Below are 20,480 nucleotides of genomic sequence, written 5' to 3' on the forward strand. Positions count from 1 at the left end.
TTAGTCCCGGTTTGTCTGATCCACGAAATCGGCCAGCAAATAGCCCCATTTTTCATAATCGTCCTTGTTCACCCGCACATTGTAGAGGATATCATTCTCCTCGAAGGACTGATCCAGCACATCCCCCACTCTATACAGGAGGGAAGTCAAATCGCCCCGGCTGGATGGTATCCGGAAGCTTAGCGTATCTCCGGCCAGCTCATTCTGGATGGTGTCCGCAATCCGGGCAAGATCCTCCGGGTTAAAGGCACTGACCTTCATATAGCCCGGACCTCCGGGCAGCATCTCAAGCTGCTCAGGCCGGCAGAGATCGCTCTTGTTGAACAGAACAATCTGCGGCTTCTCAGCAGCGCCAAGGCCCTCCAGAATGGAATCTACAACCTCCATCTGTTCTTCCCTCATTGGGGAAGAGGCATCGACTACGTGCAGCACCAAATTGGCCTCATTAACTTCTTCAAGCGTCGCCCGGAACGAGGCAACCAGATCATGCGGTAGATTCTGGATAAAGCCAACTGTGTCTGTAAGCACAACGCTCTTCCCGCCAGGCAGCTCAAGCAGCCGCGAGGTCGGGTCCAGTGTAGCGAACAACTGGTTCTCGATGTACACGTCCGCATCGGTCAGCTGCTTGAGCAGAGTGGATTTGCCGGCATTCGTATAGCCGACGAGAGCCACCTGCACCACCCCGCTCTTGCGCCGCCGCTCACGGTGAAGACTCCGCGTCTTCATCACTTCATCAAGCTGGCGCTTCAGCTCGCCGATCCGGTCCCGGATATGCCGGCGGTCCGTCTCCAGCTTGCTTTCCCCGGGTCCTCTTGTGCCGATGCCGCCGCCCAGCCGGGACAGGTTCTTGCCATGTCCCGACAGGCGCGGCAGCAGGTAAGACAACTGAGCCAATTCCACCTGGATAATGCCCTCACGGGTCTTCGCCCGGCCGGCAAAGATGTCCAGAATGAGCTGCGTGCGGTCAATGATCTTCAGGTCGAGGGCTTCCTCCAGATTACGCACCTGAGCGCCCGACAGCTCCTGATCGAAAATCGCCGTATTGGCGCCCAGTCCATCCGCAGCCATCCGAAGCTCCTCGACCTTGCCTTTGCCGATAAACCATTTTGAATCCGGCGTTTCCTTATTCTGGCGCAGCACTTCAAGCACTTCAACGCCGGCGGTTTCCGCCAGTTGAACCAGCTCCTGAAGTGAGTATTCGGGATCAATCCCGGTCCGTTTGACCTCATCGGTCACAAGGCTTACCAGAATTGCCCGGTCCTGTATTTCTGTATTTGTCTCATGCGTCGTAGTTACCATATGCATTCTCCTTTTGCAGAATATAAGAACTTATGTGCTTAGCGCATTTCTATCATTGTTCTTATATTATTGGTTCCTTGCGGCCCAACTTACAGTTTGAAATCCTCGGTTCTGAGGGTCATAAGCTCCTGCTTGCCGGGGCTATTATGTTCATACTGATTAAGCAGCCTTACCGCCTGGCTGCGGACCGCTTTTTCGATCGCGTTGCGCACGTAACGCGCATTGCTGAAGGCATGCGGGCTCTCATCTTTCTCTTGCAACAAATGCTGCTTTAATTTGAGTATCGCCTGCGGCATCAAAATGTAGTCACGCTCCTTCGCCATCAGCTCGGCGATTTGCAGAAGCTGGTCAATCGTATAATCCGGGAACTCAACCTGGATCGGAAAGCGCGAAGGCAGGCCCGGATTGCTCATCAGAAAATAATCGATCTCACTGGAGTATCCCGCCAGAATAAGCACGAACTGACTGCGGTGATCTTCCATCGATTTGACGAGCGTATCGATCGCTTCCTTGCCGAAATCTTTGTCACCGCCGCGAGCCAGGCTGTACGCCTCGTCGATGAACAGAATGCCGCCAAGCGCCTTTTTGACGAGATCCCGGGTCTTCTGCGCGGTATGCCCGATATATTCGCCTACAAGATCGGCCCGCTCCACCTCGATAAGATGTCCTTTGGTCAACACACCCATACGCTGAAACAATTTCGCGACAATACGCGCCACCGTCGTCTTGCCGGTGCCCGGGTTTCCTTTAAACACCATGTGATAAGCCTGGCCGCCGCTTGCCAGACCCGCTTCACTGCGCATTTGAGCAACCTGTAGCAGTGCGTAAATCTCGAAGACAAGCTCCTTAATATTATCCAGACCTACCAGCGCGTCCAATTCTCCCCCAATCTCCTGGAAAAGACCGATTTGGGCATTGCTTTTGGGAGACGCCGATTCGCTGATCGCCGATGTTCCGCTCACAGCCGGTGTTTCGTGATTGCGTAATACGATGTTGATTTGCCGCGATGGTCTGCCTTCATCCCGCCCGCTTGAAGCAGCGCTGCGTATGTTCATGGGTTCACCTCATTACTTAGGGCTGAGTGTTCTACTCAAGTCTATTCCCAAGGTCCAGGCGTTATTAGCAGATTCGGCATTTTCCCTTAAACAAGCTTAAAACACCTGCAGAAGCTTCCATTTCGTGTAGGCCAATATTTCCCTCGTCTTATACTTAGCCATCGACATCGACTCAGAATCGGTTAAACCGAGCTCGGGATTCTCAAACCCCAGTTCTTCGGCAACCTCAAGCGCTCTGCGGCCATGGAAGGTATGGGTGATAACCACCGCCGTGGACCAATGCTCCCGCTGCATGATTTCCCGGCTGAATAGGAGATTCTCATATGTTGACGTCGCTTTATTCTCCACGGCAATCGCGCTGTCCGGCACGCCCCCGGCAATCAGATAATTGCGCATTCCCTGGCCTTCCGTATATCGATAACCTGGTTTATCAAGCCCGCCGCTAACGATAAAACGAGAAAAAAAGCCCTGTTTATACAGCTTCAACCCGTAGTCAAGCCGCTCCTTAAGCCCGGGACTGGGCTCATCGCCCCACATCGACGCGCCAAGAATAATGCCAACATCCGCCTTCTTCATTGGGGAGGTCGTCTCCGCCTGATTGATGATAATGAGCACATAAGTACTCCACAACATACCGGCGATCAGCAGAACGGCAGCTGTAAACACCATAATCCGCTTAAATCGCCATTTCCGTCGGCCCGCCGCACTGCTGCGGATCGTCGACGAGTCTAGAGCATACCTTTGCATCTAAAATTTCCTCCTGAATTCCCCATGATGAAACAATTCGGAGCGATGTTTTAGAGACATTGTGAAAAAAGGAAAGGCGTGCGCGTCAATGCTTTGCAGTATCCTTCTGGCGGTACTCCAGGCCAAATTGTAATCGCTGTCTGAAATATCTCCCCGTTCAAGCGCCTCTTCAAGCTCATCTTCATCGAGCAAGAATACTTCCCCATTCCACAGCACCACTACATCCAGGTACAGATCGTCAAACCAGGGCACCCCCTGATCCGTTACTCCCTGAACCTTGCAGGTGTCGATATACCATTGGATGATATTTTGTCTTTCATCGAACATCGCCGTAACAATATAATGACTGTCTTTTGGAAAATACTGCAGCCACGAATAGCCCTTGTCCGCAATGCGGTATGTATGCCGGCCATAGCTTTTCCAGAGCGGCTCCTTCAATCCGTAAATCGTGTAAAGGGTGATGTATCCGCTGAATTCCCGGCTTTCCACATAGCGGCAGGCAAACCCACGGCGCGTAATCCGGCGCCAGTTGGCCCGGTCTCCGAATTTACGTTTCATATAATAACCCTCTCCATTATGGTGTCTTCAGCTTACCACATTTAGGAGTCGCACTCAAAACCTTAGGGCTGTGAAAAAGAAAAGCTCAGGAAACCCGGACCAACCGTCACTAACGGAAGATCCAGACTGCCTGAGCGGCTTTACTAAGACAAAGTCCCTGCTATTGCGCCGGAACTCCTTCATTCACAGATCCGTCGCCTGGGGCAGCAGCCGGATCGCTGCCATCTCCCGGTACGGCTGCGTCCGCAGGACTTGCAGGCGGCTCAAGAGATGGTGCCGGCGAAGGGCTCTGCTCTGCCGGAGTGCCCGAGTTACCGCCGTCATTGCCGTTACCACCGCCATTGCCGTTGCCATTGTCGTTGCCAGTGCCATTTCCATTGCCGCCGCCATTGCCGTTACCGTTACCATTGCCCCCGCTATTTCCGTTATCCGGGCTCGGTTCGGCCGGACTGCCGCCGGCACCGTTGTCTCCGCCGCCCTCTGGCGTGGCCGTAGGCAGTTCAGGACTAACCGATGGCGACGGTTCGACCGATGGTTCAGCCCCCTCTATAAGCACCGATGCGATATTGGAAGGATCACTTTCTACTCCCTGATCCGGATAATATACCCTCACATAGTACTCATAGGTAAGGCCGGCCATGGCGCTAAGATCAGCAGCATTAGGCGTCAGCGTATTGATCAGCGGACTGAAATCCGCTTCCGACGTCTCTTTACGGTAGACACGGTATTCCGCGCCCGGAGTCCGGACAGGTGTCCAGGCTAGATTGACGGTTCCCGTCGAGGAATCATAGTGGGCGGTCAGCCCGCTGGCCGGTCCAACTTGATCCACCGGCTCCTCCGAAGGTACTGGAACATCGATATTATCCGGTTTCGGGAACGATTTCTCCGGATAATTCTTCACGACCTCCTCCATTACTTTACCCCAGAATGCAGCGGCCAGCGGACTGCTGTTCTTGAGCAGATGCTGACGGTCGGGATTGTCATATCCCATCCATACTGCTGCCGTAAGCTCCGGCGTGTAGCCGACGAACCAGACGTCACGGTTGGAATCGACGCCTCTGTAACCGCTCTGTGTCGTTCCGGTCTTACCCGCAACCGGACGATCGATTCTCGCTCTTCTACCGGTCCCGCTCTGCACGACCTCCTGCATCATCTCGGTCATCTGATAAGCGGTGCTTTCCTTCATGACGCGCTCGGCGTTCGTGTTCGCCTTATAGACGGTTTCTCCCGTGCTGTCCTTGATGGATTTGATCGCATAGGCCTCCCTCAATTCACCGCCATTGGCGAACGCTGTATAGGCCTGGGCCATCTCCAGCGTATTCGTACCTTTGGACATACCGCCAAGCGCGAGTGACAGGTTTCTGTCGTCATCCTGTAGCCCGATGCCCATTTTTTTGGCAAAATTGAAGCCTGTGCCTACCCCGATCTCGTTAAGCAGCCATACGGCGGGGATATTCTCCGATTTCGTCAGCGCCTCGGTCATACTGATGGATGACGAATAACCGTGCAGATTGGTCGGACAGTAATCGCCAAAGCACTGCTTTGCGTTGCTGATCTGCGAGTTCATCGCGAATTGGCCCGATTCGATCGCCGGAGCATAAGATACGATCGGCTTAATCGAAGAGCCCGGAGACCGCCGGCTGTTCGATATGCGGCTGTATCCCTTTTTCTCGTAATTACGTCCTCCAAGAAGAGCGACAATACTGCCGTTCTCCTGGTTGATAATGACCATTGATCCTTGAACCGGCTCGTCGTCAACGCTTTTTTCAAAATTGTCGCCGTCAGCAAAAGCATTCTCGACCGTCTGCTGCGCATCTTTATCCATGGTCGTATAGATTTTGTAGCCGCCAATGTTGAGATCGTCTTCGGTAAGACCGAATTTGTCCTCGGCCTCGTCGATCGCATAATCGATAAAAGCCTGATATTTCTGCTTTTTCGTAGGCGGCTTATAGTTGTAATTGATAACCTTCGCCTCGTTCATTTCCTCTTGGGTAATATACCCCTGTTCGTACATCAGCTGAAGCACTACCGCTCTGCGCTCCTTGGAAAGCTCAGGATTACGGAGAGGGTTGTAGCGGGAAGGACCCTTGGGCATCGCCGCAAGCGTCGCGATCTGCCATACCTTCAGCTTGTTCAGCTCGCTCACCCCGAAATAATGCTCGGACGCGGCCTTGATGCCGTAAATGGTGCCGCCAAAGTTAATCCGGTTAAGATACAGTGTAATGATCTCATCCTTCGTATACTGACGCTCCAAAGCCATAGCGATAGACATCTCCGTCGCCTTGCGGAAGAACGTTTTGTCCCGGGTGAGAAAAATGTTCTTGGCCAACTGCTGCGTGATTGTGCTGCCGCCTTCAACCATACTACGGGCGACGACGTCTTTGACGGCCGCCCGTCCAATCGACCATAGATCGACCCCGCTATGCTCTTTAAAGCGTTTGTCCTCCGTCGCGATAAAAGCATCCTTGATAATGTCTGGAATCTGCTTGCTATCGACGGGTTCGCTTTTTTCCAATGCCAGTTCTCCGATAAGGTTCGCATTGCGGTCGTAAATCTTGGTCGTTTCGTTGACAGTCAGCTTATCCTTGTTCGCATTAAGCAGCTTCTCCCCGTCGATCGTGATGAACAGGTAGCCCCCAAGCGCGCAAAAAATGGCTAAGGCTGTTGTAAAAAACAAAGTCCAAAAGACGCGCTTGCGGGTCAATCTTTTCTTCTTTTTGGGCTTGGGCGGTTGCCCGGCTCCCCCTTTTCTGTGGCGGTTCGACCGAAGGATCTCGTCGTTCGACATGTTGCCTCCTACTCCCCTATGAAAGGTCATAAGTTTTATTTGTCTCTCAATGAAAAGAACAACCTTATTCAGGTTGCTCTCTCACCCTCTATTCAAACGAATCATAAGCAAAAAGGTTTCGCTTCGAACACATTCTGGCGTATTGGCATAAGCCCTCGGCTGCGGAAATTATTCTTCGGTAGCGTTGTCCTGCATCAAGGATACGCTGCGCTGCGGAGTAAATGTTGAGATCGCATGCTTGTACACCATTTGCTGGCGTCCGTCGCTGTCAATTACAATCGTGAAATTGTCAAACGCTTTAATGATTCCCCGGATTTGAAAGCCGTTGGTCAAATATACTGTAGCAGGGATATTTTCTTTCCGAAGTTGGTTCAAGAACGTATCTTGGATGTTAATGGACTTGTTCATATGCCGTACCCCCAATGGTTCAATTAGATTGTTCAGAAGTATATTCAAGACCTGAAAGAAACTTTCCTGCTATTATAGCATGTATTTTCGAGAAATTCTCAGAAAAGTTTCCGCTGCCCGTAACATCGATCCACTGAATATCCTTCATATGCCGAAACCATGACAGCTGTCTTTTGGCGAAACGGCGCGTATCCCGCTTAAGAAGCACCACCGATTCTTCCAGTGTCATCTCTCCCCCAAGATAGGCGGCGATCTCCTTGTAGCCGAGCCCTTGCATGGAAATGAGGTTCCTGCCGCAGCCCCGATCCATCAGACTCCTAACCTCTTCGACCAGCCCTTCCGCCAGCATTTCGTCGATTCGCTCTTCAATACGTTTATATAGTATTTGCCTGTCCATTGTCAAACCGATGAGGCAAAGGTCATAGGGAGACTCCGGTTTCTTGGCCGCAGGAGACTCGGACAAAGGCGTATCCGTCTGCTGGTAAATCTCCAGCGCGCGAATAATTCTCCGCCGGTCATTCGGATGCAGCCGGGCCGCGCTTGCCGGGTCCACCTCGGCAAGCCTCGCATGCAGCGCCAGCGCGCCGTGTTCCTCCGCAAACCGGTCCATTTCCGTGCGGAAGGCCTCATCGGCGACCGCCTCGGAGAAGCGAAATCCATAGCAGAGAGATTCAATGTAAAGGCCCGTGCCCCCCACAATGAAAGGCAGCCTGCCCTTGGCGGAAATCTCGCGGATCAGTCTGCGTCCTTCACTCTGAAATTCGGCGACCGAGTAAGGCTCCTGCGGATCGTGAATATCGATCAGATGATGGGGAATGCCCTCCATTTCGGACGTCTTGATCTTAGCCGTTCCGATATCCATGCCGCGGTATACCTGCATTGAATCGCCGGATATAATTTCCGCATTGAATGCCTTGGCGATCGTAAGGCTGAGTCGTGTCTTGCCGACAGCGGTAGGGCCGAGCAGCACCAGCACCTTCGGTTTAGCTTCTTTGGTCAATTCGGATCACCCCGTACGATGTTTTGGCCCCCGGGCGAAGCATTTCCTCGAACCCGAGCCGGCTGAACTCGCCGCTGCCTCTTTTCTCTTTCAGCACCACCGCTTTGCGTGCGACCCGAACCGCTGCAAGCACGCTTTCCTGAGACAGCGAAGCGCTGTTGGCGTATGCGCGAAGCGGAGAAATCGCCGCCGAATCCTCGAGAGGCTCGCGGAACATCGGATCGAAATAGACGATATCCACGCTTCCGTCCGGCAGGCTCGCCAGGTAGCTCTGATGATCGCTGTTAACGACGTTGATCCGGCGCAGCGCGGCATCCACTTCCTCTATTCCGGAAGTGTAATTAGCCATCCCTTCCGCCAGCAGGGCGTAGAGCGGCAGTGAACTCTCCAGCGCGGTAACGCAGGACCGTTCTCCTCCGCGCACCGCGAACAGCAGAGCGTCGGAGCCCAGTCCCGCCGTGCAGTCCAGCACACTGTCGCCGGGAGCCATTCCCGCCGAATCCAGCATCGGGTCGCCATCACCCTTTAATACCCGTTTGGCGCGTACAAATCCCATGCTGGGATGAAACTGAAGCTGCGGACGGTCCGGCCGCAGCAGCCTTACTCCCTCCAGCAGCACAACGAGAACCTCGGCGCCGCCATAACGCGAGAAAAGCTTATTCATGGATAGGTTGCCGCGCGCTATGTAGCGAACACCGAGGCGTTCGGCCAGCCTCTCGGCACGTGCGGCAACCTCGGTTAGCGGGCGATCGCCCGTAGTTATAATCATGGTGCCTCCGTTTATTTAATCTGCGTAATTAAATTAATCACATTCATTATTTATCACATTACCCTTTTGAAGAGCTTCTCCAGGTCATATGCCGAAAAAGAAATGACGATCGGTCTTCCGTGCGGGCAGGTATAAGGCTGCCTGCAGGCAGACAACCTGGAGAGCAGGCTCTCCACTTCCTGCTCCGTCAGCTTCTGGTTCGCCTTAATGGATGCTTTGCAGGAGCATAGAATGGATGATGCTTCCCGCAGCTTGGCGAGGTCGATGCTCTTTTCGCCGAGCACCCATTCCGCCATCTCCTCAATAATCTCTTTCTCATCCCCTTTCGGGAACCAGTAGGGATGCGAACGCACCAGAAACGTCTGGCCGCCGAAAGGCTCCAAGTAGACGCCGGCCTGCTCGAACCACTGCAGGCGCTCGGCAAGCAGCTTGCTCTCTGCCGGAGTAAACTCCAGCGTAATCGGCAGCAGCAGCTCCTGTGAGGCTTCCGCCGGGCGGCCGAACTTCTCGTAATAGTATTCGTAATTGATGCGCTCGTGAGCCGCGTGCTGGTCGATCAAATACAGCCCTTCGTCGTTCTGGGCGATAATGTAAGTGCCGTGATGCTGGCCGATATAAGTCAGCTCGGGAAATGGCGGCAGACCTACATTCTCGCTTCCCGCAGGAGCCCACAGCTCTTCAGTTCCCGGCAAGGCCTGAGCCGGACGTGAAGCCGTCCTGGAATCGGAACGATATCCTCCTGCGTATGCCGCTCCGTCCCGCAGCTGGGACTGGGAAGCCGGTCGGTCCGGATATACGGCATCCCGGCCGCTCCTGCTCGTCATGGAGGAACCATCCGCTTTATGGGGTGCAGACGGAGAGGAGGCCGCAGCAGCAGCGCCTGCCGAAGGGGCGGAGTATGGATTTTGGCCGCTCCGGGCGCCCGCTTCTCCCGGACCGCCTTCAGGAACCATCCGGCCTTCCCGGTTACCCAGAGTTTCGCCCGCTCCCGCTTTTGCTGTAAACCCAAAATTGTCTGGGCTTGTCTTCGGTATTCCGTCTGCGGCTGCGGTATTCGGCGATGCCTTCGGAAAGGCAAACTGCTCCTGAATGAAAGAGGTGCTGCCCTTCGGCCCGATCGTTTCCCTGCCGGGACGCGGAATTAAATTCTCGCCGAGCAGGACCTTGCGGATTTCCTGCTCCACGAACTGATACAGCTCGGTCTCCTTGCTGAACCGCACCTCCAATTTCGCCGGGTGCACGTTGACGTCCACCAGCGAAGGGTGCATATCCAGCTTCAGCACGAGCAGCGGATAGCGGTTAATCGGCAGCAGCGTGTGATACGCGCGCATAATGGCCGCATTCAGCCCGTTGCTGCGGATATAACGCCCGCCCACAATCGTTGTTACGGCGTTACGGTTAGACCGCGTCCATTCCGGGCGGCTGACAAGCCCTGAAATCCGGTAGTCCGGATCTTCTGCCTGTACGGGCAGCATGGCTTTCGCGGCCGAAGTGCCGTAAACGGCGGCAATAACTTGAAGAAGATCACCGTTGCCCAGCGTATGCAGCAGCTGGTTGCCGTTATGATGCAGTGTAAATGAAATCGCTGGATGGGCGAGCGCCATCCTGTACATAGCGTCGGAGATATGGCCCAGTTCGGTCTGGATGCTCTTCATGTATTTCAACCTTGCCGGGGTGTTGTAGAATAGCTCCCTGACATTCATCTCTGTCCCCCGGCTTCGGGCGGCATTTTCATTCACCGTCAATTTGCCGCCCTCGATCTCAAGCAGCCGCCCCCTGCCGTCGTCAGAGCTCGCGGTCAGCAAGGAAACTTTAGCCACGGCGGCGATACTGGGCAGCGCCTCGCCCCGGAAACCGAGACTAGTAATCTGAAACAAATCCCGGCCGTTCGCAATCTTGCTGGTAGCATGGCGGTAAAAGGCGGTCTCGCAATCCTCCGCTTCAATACCCGATCCGTTATCCTTGACCCGGATGCTCTGCAGCCCGCCTTCCTCCACAGCGACTTCAATACGGGTGCTGCCCGCGTCAATGGCGTTCTCCACAAGCTCTTTCACCACCGAAGCCGGCCGCTCCACGACCTCCCCGGCGGCAATCTGGTTCGCGATATGCTCGTCCAGCACATGGATTTTGGCCATTTACGTTCACCTCCGATTCGGTTAAGCTCTATTTCTTGTTGATCTTCATCTTCAAGTCGTTCAGCATTTGCATGGCCTGCAGCGGCGTCATATTCATTAGATCCGCTCCGCTGACCGCAGCCATAATATCGTCGGCTACCGAATGGCCTTGCTGGTTTGCTGCTGCCTTGCGGCCGCGCCGCGGCTCTTCATCGCCGAAAATGGAGAGCTGCACTACGCCGCCTTCTTCCACGCGGTCGGCTAAGTGCACCGCCGTCTCCCGGCGGGCCGCCTCGGAAGCGCCCAGGCTTCCTTCCGTATGGGATGAAATGTTAGCAGCGGAGCCGGCTGCGGGGTATGTACTTGATTCGGCAGCCGTTCCAAGAACGTTCTCAAGTGCGGCTTCAGCCGCACTAACGTTTTTTCTACTATCTGTGAGATTTGAACCTGCAGAGGCCGGGCCGCTGCCGTGACCCCTAGACATGGAAACAGGTTCCGCAGGAGCATTGGCTGAAGTAGAATGCTCGATATGCTGCAGCAGCCCGTAAGCGCGGTCGATAATACTGCCGGGCAGCCCGGCAAGACGCGCACAGTAAATGCCGTAGCTGCTGTCCGCAGCGCCGGGGATCAGCTTGCGCAGGAAAGTCACTTTATCTCCGCTCTCCTGCACCGCCATGGAATAATTGCGGAGGCCGTTCAGGCTGTCCTCCAGATGGGCCAGCTCATGAAAATGAGTCGATACAAGCGCCTTGCAGCCGATATGGTGATGCACATATTCGATAACCGCCTGGGCTATGGCCATCCCCTCGCTTGTCGAGGTTCCCCGGCCCAGTTCATCAATAATTATCAGGCTGCGCGGCGTCGCTTTGTCGGTCATGAGCTGGATGTCGGCCATCTCGACCATAAAGGTGCTTTGACCGCCGATCAGATCGTCAGCCGCTCCAATTCGTGTGAAAATCCGGTCGATAACCGGAATTTCCGCCTTTTCCGCCGGAACGAAGCATCCCACCTGCGCCATAATGCAGATCAGGGCCACCTGGCGCATATAGGTGCTTTTTCCCGCCATATTCGGACCCGTTATCAGCAAAATTCGGCCGTCGTCCTGTGTGAGACTGCTGCCGTTGGCGATAAAAGAAGCATCCTTCAGCACCGCCTCAACGACAGGATGGCGGCCGCCTTCAATCTTCAGATCATAACCTTCGGTCAGCATCGGCTTGACGAAACGCTGCTCCGCGCTGACCGCCGCGAGACCCTGGTAGACGTCGATTTCGGCCACTTTCTCCGCCAAGTTTTGCAGTCTGGGTATCTGCGAGCTTAACCGTTCGCGCAGCTCGCTGAACAGGCTGTACTCGAGGTCGGTCATTTTGTCCTGCGCTTCCAGAATCAGGGCTTCCTTCTCTTTCAATTCGGGAGTTACGAAGCGTTCCGCATTCGCGAGCGTCTGCTTGCGCTCATACCGCCCCTCCGGCAGGGACGCCAGATTGGAACGGGTAACTTCTATATAATAGCCGAATACCTTGTTGAAGCCGATCTTCAGCGACTTGATTCCTGTAGCCAGGCGCTCCTTCGCCTCAAGCTCGGCAATCCATCGCTTGCCGCTGCTGCTTGCCTCTCTAAGCTCGTCCAGCCGGGCATGGTAGCCGGGCCGGATCAACCCGCCGTCGCGCACGGATACCGGCGGGTCGTCGACAATAGCCCGCTCAATGTCCTCGTGAAGATCGGCGCATTCGTCAATCCCTTCACCGATTTCCCGCAGCGTGGACGAACCGGAAGCCAGGCACTGCTCCTTAAGCGCCGGAATCTGCGCCAGCGACAGCTTCAAGGCGTTCAGATCACGGCCGTTCGCGCTGCCGTACGCGACCCGTCCGGTGAGACGCTCCAGATCGTAAATTTCTTTCAGGGCCAGGCGCAAATCCTCGCGGACAATGTACTGGTTGTACAAATAGTCGACAGCCTCCAGACGCCGCTCAACCTTGGAGCGCTGCAGCAGCGGCTTGTCGATCCGCCGCCGCAGCAGCCGGGCGCCCATAGATGTCTCTGTGCGGTCGAGCAGCCAGAGCAGAGAGCCTTTCTTGGAGCGTTCCCGCACGGTCTCGGTCAGCTCAAGATTACGCCGCGTGAAGGGGTCCAGAATCATATAATTCCCCGGCTCATAGGCGGAAATCTGGCTAAGCTGCCCCAAGGAGCGCCGCTGCGTTTCACTGAGATAAGCGATCAGCAGCGCGAGGCATTCGGCCCGCTCGGGCTCCAGCCGCGCCCAGGCCGCTTCACCGAATTGGCTCCGCGCGAGCTCTTCGCTCTTCTTCTCCCAGGGTGTATAGACAACCGGCTTGTCTCCGAGAAGCGTTCCCGCCCGGACACTGTCAAGCAGCGTCCCGTCCCCGATAATTTCCGCCGGCTCATACAGGCCAATTTCACCGCGCAGCGTGTCCGCCCCTGTAGGCGAAGAGGTTACATACAGCTCTCCTGTCGTCAGATCACAAGCGGCCAGCGCCGTCATTCCGGCGAGCTCGGTGACGCAGACCAAATAATTGTTGCTCTTGTCGGCGAGCACTTTGCCTTCCATAACCGTGCCCGGGGTGACAACCCGCACAATATCCCTGCGGACCATTCCCTTGGTTGTCGCGGGGTCGTCAAGCTGCTCGCAGATCGCGACTTTGTATCCTTTTTCAATAAGACGTTGAATATAGCCCTCGGCGGAATGGTAGGGAACCCCGCACATCGGAATGCGCTCATCGCCCCCGCCTTCCCGTCCGGTCAGCGTAATTTCCAGTTCCTTGGAAGCCAGCAGAGCATCGTCAAAAAACATTTCATAAAAATCGCCCAGCCGGAAAAAAAGAAAGGCGTCCATCGCCCCTTCCTTCACTTTCAAATATTGCTCGATCATCGGTGTATATTTTGCCATCGTAAACCTCCAGGCCTCATCATGCTTATCCTCCATTATACCAGAAACCGTCCCGCCAAGCGTAAGCGGATAGACGGGCAGAACGGGGCGTAACGGTAGGTCTAGCGGGTTTAATAGAGAAAGAAACGGACTCAGACTATAAATTATTGATACCTTGATCATTCACGCCGCTCTATATCAGATGGACGAATCCGCCCACCGCAGCGAAATTTTGGCGCGCAAAGTATCTTAACATAATCGAAAGAGTTCGCCTAGAGCCCGCAAGTTCCGCTCATCCGGATTTACAACCGCTTGACGGAATAGAAAAAAGCGCCTTCTCAGGGCGCTTGTTCACCGCACCATAACCTGCGGACATTGCGGGTTTCGTCCCAGCTCCGGCCGGCGTCGATATGGCGCAGCAGCGGCTCAACGGCGTCCGCAGCCGCAGCGTAGCCGGCCAGCGCCCGGAGCTGCGCCTTCAGCGGCGCGAACGCGGCGCGCAGCAGCGGCTTGTCGCCGCTGTAATACGCGGCGTGGAGCTCCTCACGGTCAAGCGGGCGCAGCGGCAGATCCTCGTAATGGCTCACGATAAGGTGAGCCAGCGTGACCGCGCCCCGGGCGATGACCGGGGACACGAGGAAGCTCGGCAGGGTCCGGTACTCGAAGCCGCCATGCGGCTGGAGCCGGAAATCGCCGAGCACGCCGTAGCGGGGGCGCCGGCCCTCGGCCCTGGCGTCCTCCAGCAGAGCGATGGGCAGCGCGAGGTAGTTGTCGAGCGCGCGCAGCAGCGGCGCCGTCAGCGTGACGCCGCTGAAGTGCAAATGCCCGCCGAGGGCCCAGCCCCTCAGCGGCATGCCTCCCGCCCGCCAGCTTATGCTGCGGTCGGCAATGAGCCGGTCCGCCTCCATGGCGGCGGACCTCAGCTGCGCCAGCAGCGCGCGCGGTTCCCCGCGCGGCCGGGGGCGCAGCTCCGCCACCGGGAACGCGCCGCGCGTTCCCGGCGGTCCGGCGTCGCAGCCGGCGACGCCGTCCGTGGGCAGGTACCGCGACGCAGGCACGACGCGGCCCGTGGATTCCCGGAGCAGGAGGAACTCCGGGTCCATGCCCATAACGAGGTCAGGCCGCCCGGGCCGTTCCCTCTTTAGGGCGCGCTGCAGCGCAGCCTCCGCTGAGCGGTAAGGCTCCGGAATCACACCGCTGGATGCAGATTCCAGCGGTGTGATTCCCTCCACCGTATACTGCCGCTCTCCCTGGGCCGCTAGCAGCACTTCCCCGCTGTCAAGCCCCAGACAGTACAGCGTTTTGGCTGCAAGGCTGCCCAGCCGCTTCGGCAGGCTTCCCCGCTCAAGAAAGGGAAGCGCGGCGTATTCAGACGAGTCTTCTGCTCGTACGCCGTTCGAAGAGGAGCGACGGCGCGGCCGGGCCGTAAGCGCCGCCGCCGCGGGCTTCATTCCCCGCCCTGCGCCCAAAGGCGTGATTTCCAGCGGAGTCAGATTGTAGACCTTGACCATGTAGCGCTGGCGGTAATGCTCCTTCGCCGAAGCCGCCGTCCCAGACACGCCATGGCCCAGTCTTCCTGTCTCCGTGAGCCGGCTGCTGGCAGCCGTGGACAGGGTTCCCCCTCCGAAGGCAAGGGAAGCTGAAATCCCGCTGCGCCGAAGCCGCAGCTCTCTGCCTTCGGGCGTCAAAGCATGATATACATCGAACCCATCGTTCATAGTTAGGCCCTCCCGAAGCGTAAGGTTCATATCCATCCACTTTTCAAGCCGGGCTGCGGCAGTCTTTACGGAAGGCGCCTCCCTCTTCTGCCTAAAAAAAGCAAAAAAAGGAGGGCATCCGCCCTCTACGCCGCCGCCCCCGGTACATATAATGGATTATATCCGCTTTTGGTTTCGGCCCACCGGTCTCGCAGTCCGGTGAAGCCACCCTCTACCCTGGCGGCGGCGCACCGTCCTTACAGTTCATCATCCAGCGCGTCGGGATCGAGGTCCTCGTAGTCGAAGCCCTCGGCTTCAAAGTCGTAATCCTTGTCTTCGGGGTCGCTATCCTGGTCACTGACATATACGCGGAGCTTAGTTTCAGCCACCAGCTCCGCCTCGAATTCGCGTTCGACCCGGATGGTTACGCTGCCCCCGCCCGAAGATACGCCCGCTTCCACACAGTTCGGCTCCTGCGTTGCCTCCGCAGAAACCTCTACGGTTGAAGCCCGGTGCTTCGGGTCGAGGTACGAGAGCGAAATCGGCTCCACATAGGAAACTGTCTCTTTCGCCACCTCGGTTTGCTTGTTCTTGTCGTACGAGTACCAGATGTTGATATCGTAAGTACCGATTACCTCGATTCCGTTTCCGGCGGCAACCGCTTCGTATTGGTGGTTGATGATCCAAGCCCCCAAAATACTAGTCGGATGATGTGGCGGAGTCACGGTATGGGTTACGGTGGAGAACTTACGACCCTTGCCGCAAATTGCCTTCGTAATGATCTCCCTTGTTTGGCGTTTATGGCCTAATGACATCTTTGAACCTCCTCCATACAATCATTCACTATCAAGTGTATGCAGGGCATTGGCCCAGGGTGACAACTATTTTTGGATAAGTTGACGATTTTGATAAATGAGCGCATACTCCCGTTTTCGGCGTTTTCCTCATGTTTTAGACCAAATAAAGAGACGGCTGCCTCCCACGCGGGAAAGCAAATCCGTCTCTTTCGTTTTTTCAGAAAATAGAAAATAAAGGATAGGTAAACAGCTGCTACTGTCTTCCGGCTGCCGAAGCCCGCCGAGGCATCTGCTGCCCTGCAGCGATTGGCGCTTTGTACTGCTTGGCAATCTTAAGATACAGCGTCAGCTCCCGGCAGAGCTGGAGAATGGCCGAGCGGACCTCAAATTCCACGCGCGTCGATGGCAGCTTCATTTCCCGGAACTGCTGCTCCAGCGAGTTCAGCAGCTTCTCCGTTCTTCCCGTGTACTCTTCATTCAGCACATCGTCGCTCAATTGCTCGAACAGTTCGGCGACCATTTCACCATGGGGCAAATGCTGATAGACCTGGGAGAGAAGATGAATCATATTCTGAATCGATTCCAGCTGCTCCTTGCGCATGTAAAAATAGACGTTCCACGCTTCGTCCGGATGAATGACGCTGTTCTCCATCTCCCTTGCCGCAGCCGTCAGGCCGCGCTGAACCGCGCTGCCCGCCTGAATCAGCTCCTTGCCGTCCCATACATACAGCGGATCATGCAGCGTGCTTGAAATTTGCTTGAAAATAATGGAGAAGAGCCCGTCCACCTCCCGGCGTATTCCGTACATCATTTCACTGCTTTTTGGCATGTAAATCAGATTGACCAATCCGGCGGAACCGAGTCCGATCGCAAGCAATTCCACCTGCTGGATCAGTACTTCCAGGTTAAGCTCGGCTTGTCCGAATACGCGAAAGACGATAACCGAGCTAGTAACGATCCCTTCTCTAAAGCCTGCGCGGACGATCAGCGGGAAGCTGAACAGAACGAAGAGCCCCAGCACCCAGTAATGGAAGCCGAGCCACCAAAACAGGACCCAGCCAACCAATAGACCGACCAATGAGGCGAAAAAGCGCGCCGTGATCGTCTTTACGCTTCTTTTCCGGGTAACCTCAACCCCCAGAATGGCCAGCAGCCCGGCGCCCTGTGCATTCGGAATACCCGCCGCCGCGGCCAGCAAAACAGACAGCAGCGTCGCCGCCGCCGTCTTAACTACGCGAAACCCCATGAAATTACCCCGCTTTAATAGTTATGCTAAGAAGAAACGCCTGACGGCGTCTTTTTAAGACGCAGGTGCGTTTCTCGTAAAAATATAAGGCCAAGGATAAGCACGAAACTTATACTGTCTTATATTTGATGCAAAACTTGCTTCGATTCTCAGGTGTGACCCCGCCGCTCTGCCGCACCTGATTCGAACGCTTAAAGTTTTTGCTGATAAATTTCATGGTACTTGATTTTCTGATAACACACAATACTTTCAGGGTGCGTCACTGCCTGGACACAAGCACCTTCTCAATATATACGACCAATTGATACATGGTGGTGGCGACAAAGGCGATAATAATCAGGCTGGACATCACGAGCGTGAAATTGAAGACTTGAAACCCGTATATTATGAGATAACCGAGTCCCGATTTCGCGACAAGAAACTCGCCGACGATAACGCCCACCCATGACATGCCGACATTCACCTTAAGTGTAGAGACGATGGCCGGAAACGAAGACGGCAGGATGACCTTGAAAAAAACTTGCGTCCGGTTTGCTCCCAGCGATCTTGCCACCTTGACCAGATTGGGGTCTACCCCGCAAAAGCTGTTGTAAACGACCAGTGTCGTGACAATAATCGTAATGGACAGCGTCGTCACTACGATGGCAGTGAACCCGGCGCCGAACATGACAATAAAGATCGGGCCGAGTGCCACCTTCGGCATACTGTTAAATACAACCATATACGGATCAAGCACTGCCGATAAGAACGGGGACCACCAGATCGCAACGGCCAGCAGCGTGCCGAGAAGCGTGCCAAGCACAAACCCAACAGCGGTCTCCCCCACAGTGACCCCTAAATGATGCCATAGACTGCCGTCAACCATATTGGCATAGATCTGCCGAAATACTTTGGACGGAGAGCTGAACAGCAGCCGGTCGATCCAGCCCAGTCGGGCTGCTGCCTCCCACAGCGTGAAAAACAGCACGAGAAGTATACCCTGGACAGCGAGCACTGCCCTCTTCCGAAGCCGTTTTGCCCGCTTGAACTCATCATGGCGGCTTCGCAGCCATTCCGAACGGGAAGCCGCGATTCCTGTATTTTCCGCTCCCGTCGCCTTCACAAGCTTTCCCTCCCTTTAGTCTCTAGCCTTCTGTCTTCCCGGCCCTGTCAGCAGAGGTGCCCGCAAGCTCCATTTCCTTCCATAGTGTATGGAACAGCTCGGCAAATCCCGGCTGATCCCTTGCGTACAAGGGCGGCGTATCCGCGATTTGCGGCGGAATATCGAACACGCGGCGGATTCTGCCCGGATTTCGCTCCAGAAGAATGACCCGGGTGCTCACCGCAATGGCCTCCGACAAATCATGGGTAACCAGGACCGCCGTCTTTTCGCGCTGCCGCAGCGTCTCCGACACCAAATCTTCCAACTGGAGTTTGATCTGATAATCCAGAGCTGAGAACGGCTCATCCAGCAGGAGCAGGCCCGGATCGGTCGCCAGCGTCCGCACGAGCGCCACCCGCTGGCGCATTCCGCCCGAGAGCTGGCTCGGATAAGACCGCTCCGTCCCCTTCAGCCCCATATCCGCGAGAAGATCGGCCGTCTTCCGCCGTCCCGCTTCGTCCAGTCGTCCGGTCAGCTCCAGTCCCAGAGTCGCATTGTCAAGGATGCTGCGCCATGGGAACAGATAGTCCTGCTGAAGCATATAGCCGACTTCCGGCGAAGGACCGCTCACGGCGCGTCCGTTCACAAGCACTTCGCCGCGAGAGGGCTGCAGCAGTCCGGCTATAATCGACAGCAGTGTCGTTTTCCCGCAGCCGCTCGGTCCGACCAGGCTGACGAACTCGCCTTGTTCAATCTCAAGATTCAGATCCTCAACCGCAAGGGAAGCTTCCCTGTCGCCTAGGTAAGCGTGCGTGACCGACCTTAATTCCACAACCGGCGGCATGCATAATCCCTCCTTTACGCTTGGCCTCCCGGATGGCGAAGAGCGGGCTTACTTGCCGCTCACCGCCGCAGATTGCGCTTTCTCTGCGAATGTGTTATTCACAATCTTCCCTGCCGGCACCCGCTCTTTCAGCTCTCCCGCATTGTCCATCACATCAAGCAAGTTATTCCATTCCTTATCGTCGATGACCGGAGTCTGTGCGTAAGTATCCTGATCTTTATAGCGCTTAATCGCCGAAATAACGATGTCGCGGTCCGTATTCTCGAAGTAAGGCGATACCGCATCGGCGATTTCCCCGGGACTGTGCTTTTTCACCCACAGCTGGGCTTTTTGCAGTGCATTGGTGAATTTTTGCACCGTGTCGCTGTTTTTTCCGATATAGCTCTTCTTGGACATAAATACCGTATACGGCAAATAACCGCTCTCGACCCCAAAGGAAGCGATAACCTTGCCTCGTCCTTCGCGTTCAAAGATCGAAGCCTGCGGCTCGAACAGCTGCACGTAGTCCCCGGTTCCCGAAGCAAACGCGCTGGCGATATTCGCAAACTCAATATTCTGGATCAGCTTGAGATCAGAAGCCGTATCAATTCCCTTATTCTTAAGCGTGAAAGCTCCGGCCATCTGCGGCATGCCGCCTTTTCTTTGTCCGAGAAATGTCGAATTTTTGAGTTCGCTCCAATTGAAATTTGGATGGTCTTTGCGTGCAAAAAGGAAGGTGCCGTCTCTTTGCGTCAGCTGGGCGAAATTGATCACCGGATCATCCGACCCCTGCTGGTATACGTAGATCGACGTTTCCGAGCCGACCAGCGCAACGTCAATCGCCCCCGAAAGCAGTGCCGTCATCGTCTTGTCTCCGCCCGGAATGGTCTGAAGCTCGACATCCAGCCCCTCCTGCTTGAACAATCCCAGCGACAGCGCCACATATTCCGGAGCGTAAAAGACGGAGCGGGTAACTTCGCCTACCCTTACCTTGACAGTCTCCGATTTGCCGCCGCAGCCGCCAAGCAGCGGGACGGCAAGAATGATCGCCAGCAGCAGCGCCAGTCTTGTTGTTCTGCCCATATGAATCTCTCCTTTCTCCCCAAGGGTCCTGCCCTTCCTAACCTGAACCGCTATGAAGCAAATGCTCCGCCCAGCGGGATTAATTAAATATATGCGGATGCCTAGGGTTTGGTTAAAAAGGTCTGTGGAAA

Annotated in this window: 16 protein-coding genes; all 16 read right to left on the reverse strand. The window is 55.6% G+C overall.

Translation table 11 applies throughout. The annotated features are described in order from the left end of the window. A complete protein-coding gene (hflX, locus tag PDUR_RS15175; protein WP_042206996.1) occupies positions 1-1,299 on the reverse strand; it encodes a GTPase HflX in 1,299 nt (432 codons plus the stop codon). Between the two features lie 89 nt (positions 1,300-1,388). Further along, positions 1,389-2,354: an AAA family ATPase gene (locus tag PDUR_RS15180; protein ID WP_042206997.1), complete on the reverse strand. Its 966-nt coding sequence runs from the start codon at positions 2,352-2,354 to the stop codon at positions 1,389-1,391. Positions 2,355-2,450: 96 nt separating this feature from the next. Beyond that, positions 2,451-3,101 (reverse strand): YdcF family protein, encoded by a 651-nt coding sequence (locus PDUR_RS15185; protein WP_042206998.1) that lies wholly within the window; start codon positions 3,099-3,101, stop codon positions 2,451-2,453. Beyond that, positions 3,102-3,659: a ribonuclease FAU-1 family protein gene (locus tag PDUR_RS15190; RefSeq protein WP_042206999.1), complete on the reverse strand. Its 558-nt coding sequence runs from the start codon at positions 3,657-3,659 to the stop codon at positions 3,102-3,104. Between the two features lie 160 nt (positions 3,660-3,819). Continuing rightward, a complete protein-coding gene (locus PDUR_RS15195) occupies positions 3,820-6,447 on the reverse strand; it encodes a transglycosylase domain-containing protein (protein WP_042207000.1) in 2,628 nt (875 codons plus the stop codon). Positions 6,448-6,615: 168 nt separating this feature from the next. Then, entirely contained in the window at positions 6,616-6,855 is a 240-nt protein-coding gene (gene hfq, locus PDUR_RS15200; RefSeq protein WP_025688942.1) for an RNA chaperone Hfq, read from the reverse strand. 19 nt (positions 6,856-6,874) lie between these two features. Continuing rightward, positions 6,875-7,855, reverse strand: coding sequence for a tRNA (adenosine(37)-N6)-dimethylallyltransferase MiaA (miaA, locus tag PDUR_RS15205; protein WP_042207001.1), 981 nt, complete (start codon positions 7,853-7,855; stop codon positions 6,875-6,877). Further along, positions 7,839-8,624 carry a class I SAM-dependent methyltransferase gene (locus PDUR_RS15210; RefSeq protein WP_042207002.1) on the reverse strand — a complete coding sequence of 262 codons (786 nt, stop codon included), beginning with the start codon at positions 8,622-8,624 and terminating at the stop codon, positions 7,839-7,841. Before PDUR_RS15210 ends, miaA begins: the two co-directional genes overlap by 17 nt. 53 nt (positions 8,625-8,677) lie before the next feature. Further along, a complete protein-coding gene (mutL, locus tag PDUR_RS15215) occupies positions 8,678-10,759 on the reverse strand; it encodes a DNA mismatch repair endonuclease MutL (RefSeq protein ID WP_042207003.1) in 2,082 nt (693 codons plus the stop codon). 28 nt (positions 10,760-10,787) lie between these two features. Next, a complete protein-coding gene (mutS, locus tag PDUR_RS15220) occupies positions 10,788-13,643 on the reverse strand; it encodes a DNA mismatch repair protein MutS (RefSeq protein WP_042207004.1) in 2,856 nt (951 codons plus the stop codon). Positions 13,644-13,960: 317 nt separating this feature from the next. After that, positions 13,961-15,340, reverse strand: a complete 1,380-nt coding sequence (locus PDUR_RS15225; protein ID WP_052410244.1) for a putative amidoligase domain-containing protein — start codon at positions 15,338-15,340, stop codon at positions 13,961-13,963. Positions 15,341-15,576: 236 nt separating this feature from the next. After that, positions 15,577-16,134: an outer spore coat protein CotE gene (locus PDUR_RS15235; protein WP_042207006.1), complete on the reverse strand. Its 558-nt coding sequence runs from the start codon at positions 16,132-16,134 to the stop codon at positions 15,577-15,579. A 235-nt stretch (positions 16,135-16,369) separates the two neighbouring features. Next, positions 16,370-17,362 carry an aromatic acid exporter family protein gene (locus tag PDUR_RS15240; RefSeq protein ID WP_042207007.1) on the reverse strand — a complete coding sequence of 331 codons (993 nt, stop codon included), beginning with the start codon at positions 17,360-17,362 and terminating at the stop codon, positions 16,370-16,372. Positions 17,363-17,621: 259 nt separating this feature from the next. Beyond that, a complete protein-coding gene (locus PDUR_RS15245) occupies positions 17,622-18,410 on the reverse strand; it encodes an ABC transporter permease (protein ID WP_233277575.1) in 789 nt (262 codons plus the stop codon). Between the two features lie 76 nt (positions 18,411-18,486). Next, positions 18,487-19,287: an ABC transporter ATP-binding protein gene (locus tag PDUR_RS15250; RefSeq protein ID WP_042207008.1), complete on the reverse strand. Its 801-nt coding sequence runs from the start codon at positions 19,285-19,287 to the stop codon at positions 18,487-18,489. 48 nt (positions 19,288-19,335) lie between these two features. Beyond that, a complete protein-coding gene (locus PDUR_RS15255) occupies positions 19,336-20,349 on the reverse strand; it encodes an ABC transporter substrate-binding protein (protein ID WP_042207009.1) in 1,014 nt (337 codons plus the stop codon). Positions 20,350-20,480 lie beyond the last annotated feature (131 nt).

The organism is Paenibacillus durus, from assembly GCF_000756615.1.
In the GTDB taxonomy this organism is placed as follows: domain Bacteria; phylum Bacillota; class Bacilli; order Paenibacillales; family Paenibacillaceae; genus Paenibacillus_AQ; species Paenibacillus_AQ durus.

Coding starts and splice junctions, on each gene's coding strand:
- PDUR_RS15185 (WP_042206998.1), bottom strand. CDS start 3,101: ATGCAAAGGTATGCTCTAGACTCGTCGACGATCCGCAGCAGTGCGGCG.
- PDUR_RS15225 (WP_052410244.1), bottom strand. CDS start 15,340: ATGAACGATGGGTTCGATGTATATCATGCTTTGACGCCCGAAGGCAGA.
- hfq (WP_025688942.1), bottom strand. CDS start 6,855: ATGAACAAGTCCATTAACATCCAAGATACGTTCTTGAACCAACTTCGG.
- PDUR_RS15190 (WP_042206999.1), bottom strand. CDS start 3,659: ATGAAACGTAAATTCGGAGACCGGGCCAACTGGCGCCGGATTACGCGC.
- mutS (WP_042207004.1), bottom strand. CDS start 13,643: ATGGCAAAATATACACCGATGATCGAGCAATATTTGAAAGTGAAGGAA.
- PDUR_RS15240 (WP_042207007.1), bottom strand. CDS start 17,362: ATGGGGTTTCGCGTAGTTAAGACGGCGGCGGCGACGCTGCTGTCTGTT.
- PDUR_RS15180 (WP_042206997.1), bottom strand. CDS start 2,354: ATGAACATACGCAGCGCTGCTTCAAGCGGGCGGGATGAAGGCAGACCA.
- PDUR_RS15195 (WP_042207000.1), bottom strand. CDS start 6,447: ATGTCGAACGACGAGATCCTTCGGTCGAACCGCCACAGAAAAGGGGGA.
- hflX (WP_042206996.1), bottom strand. CDS start 1,299: ATGGTAACTACGACGCATGAGACAAATACAGAAATACAGGACCGGGCA.
- PDUR_RS15235 (WP_042207006.1), bottom strand. CDS start 16,134: ATGTCATTAGGCCATAAACGCCAAACAAGGGAGATCATTACGAAGGCA.
- PDUR_RS15255 (WP_042207009.1), bottom strand. CDS start 20,349: ATGGGCAGAACAACAAGACTGGCGCTGCTGCTGGCGATCATTCTTGCC.
- PDUR_RS15250 (WP_042207008.1), bottom strand. CDS start 19,287: ATGCCGCCGGTTGTGGAATTAAGGTCGGTCACGCACGCTTACCTAGGC.
- mutL (WP_042207003.1), bottom strand. CDS start 10,759: ATGGCCAAAATCCATGTGCTGGACGAGCATATCGCGAACCAGATTGCC.
- PDUR_RS15210 (WP_042207002.1), bottom strand. CDS start 8,624: ATGATTATAACTACGGGCGATCGCCCGCTAACCGAGGTTGCCGCACGT.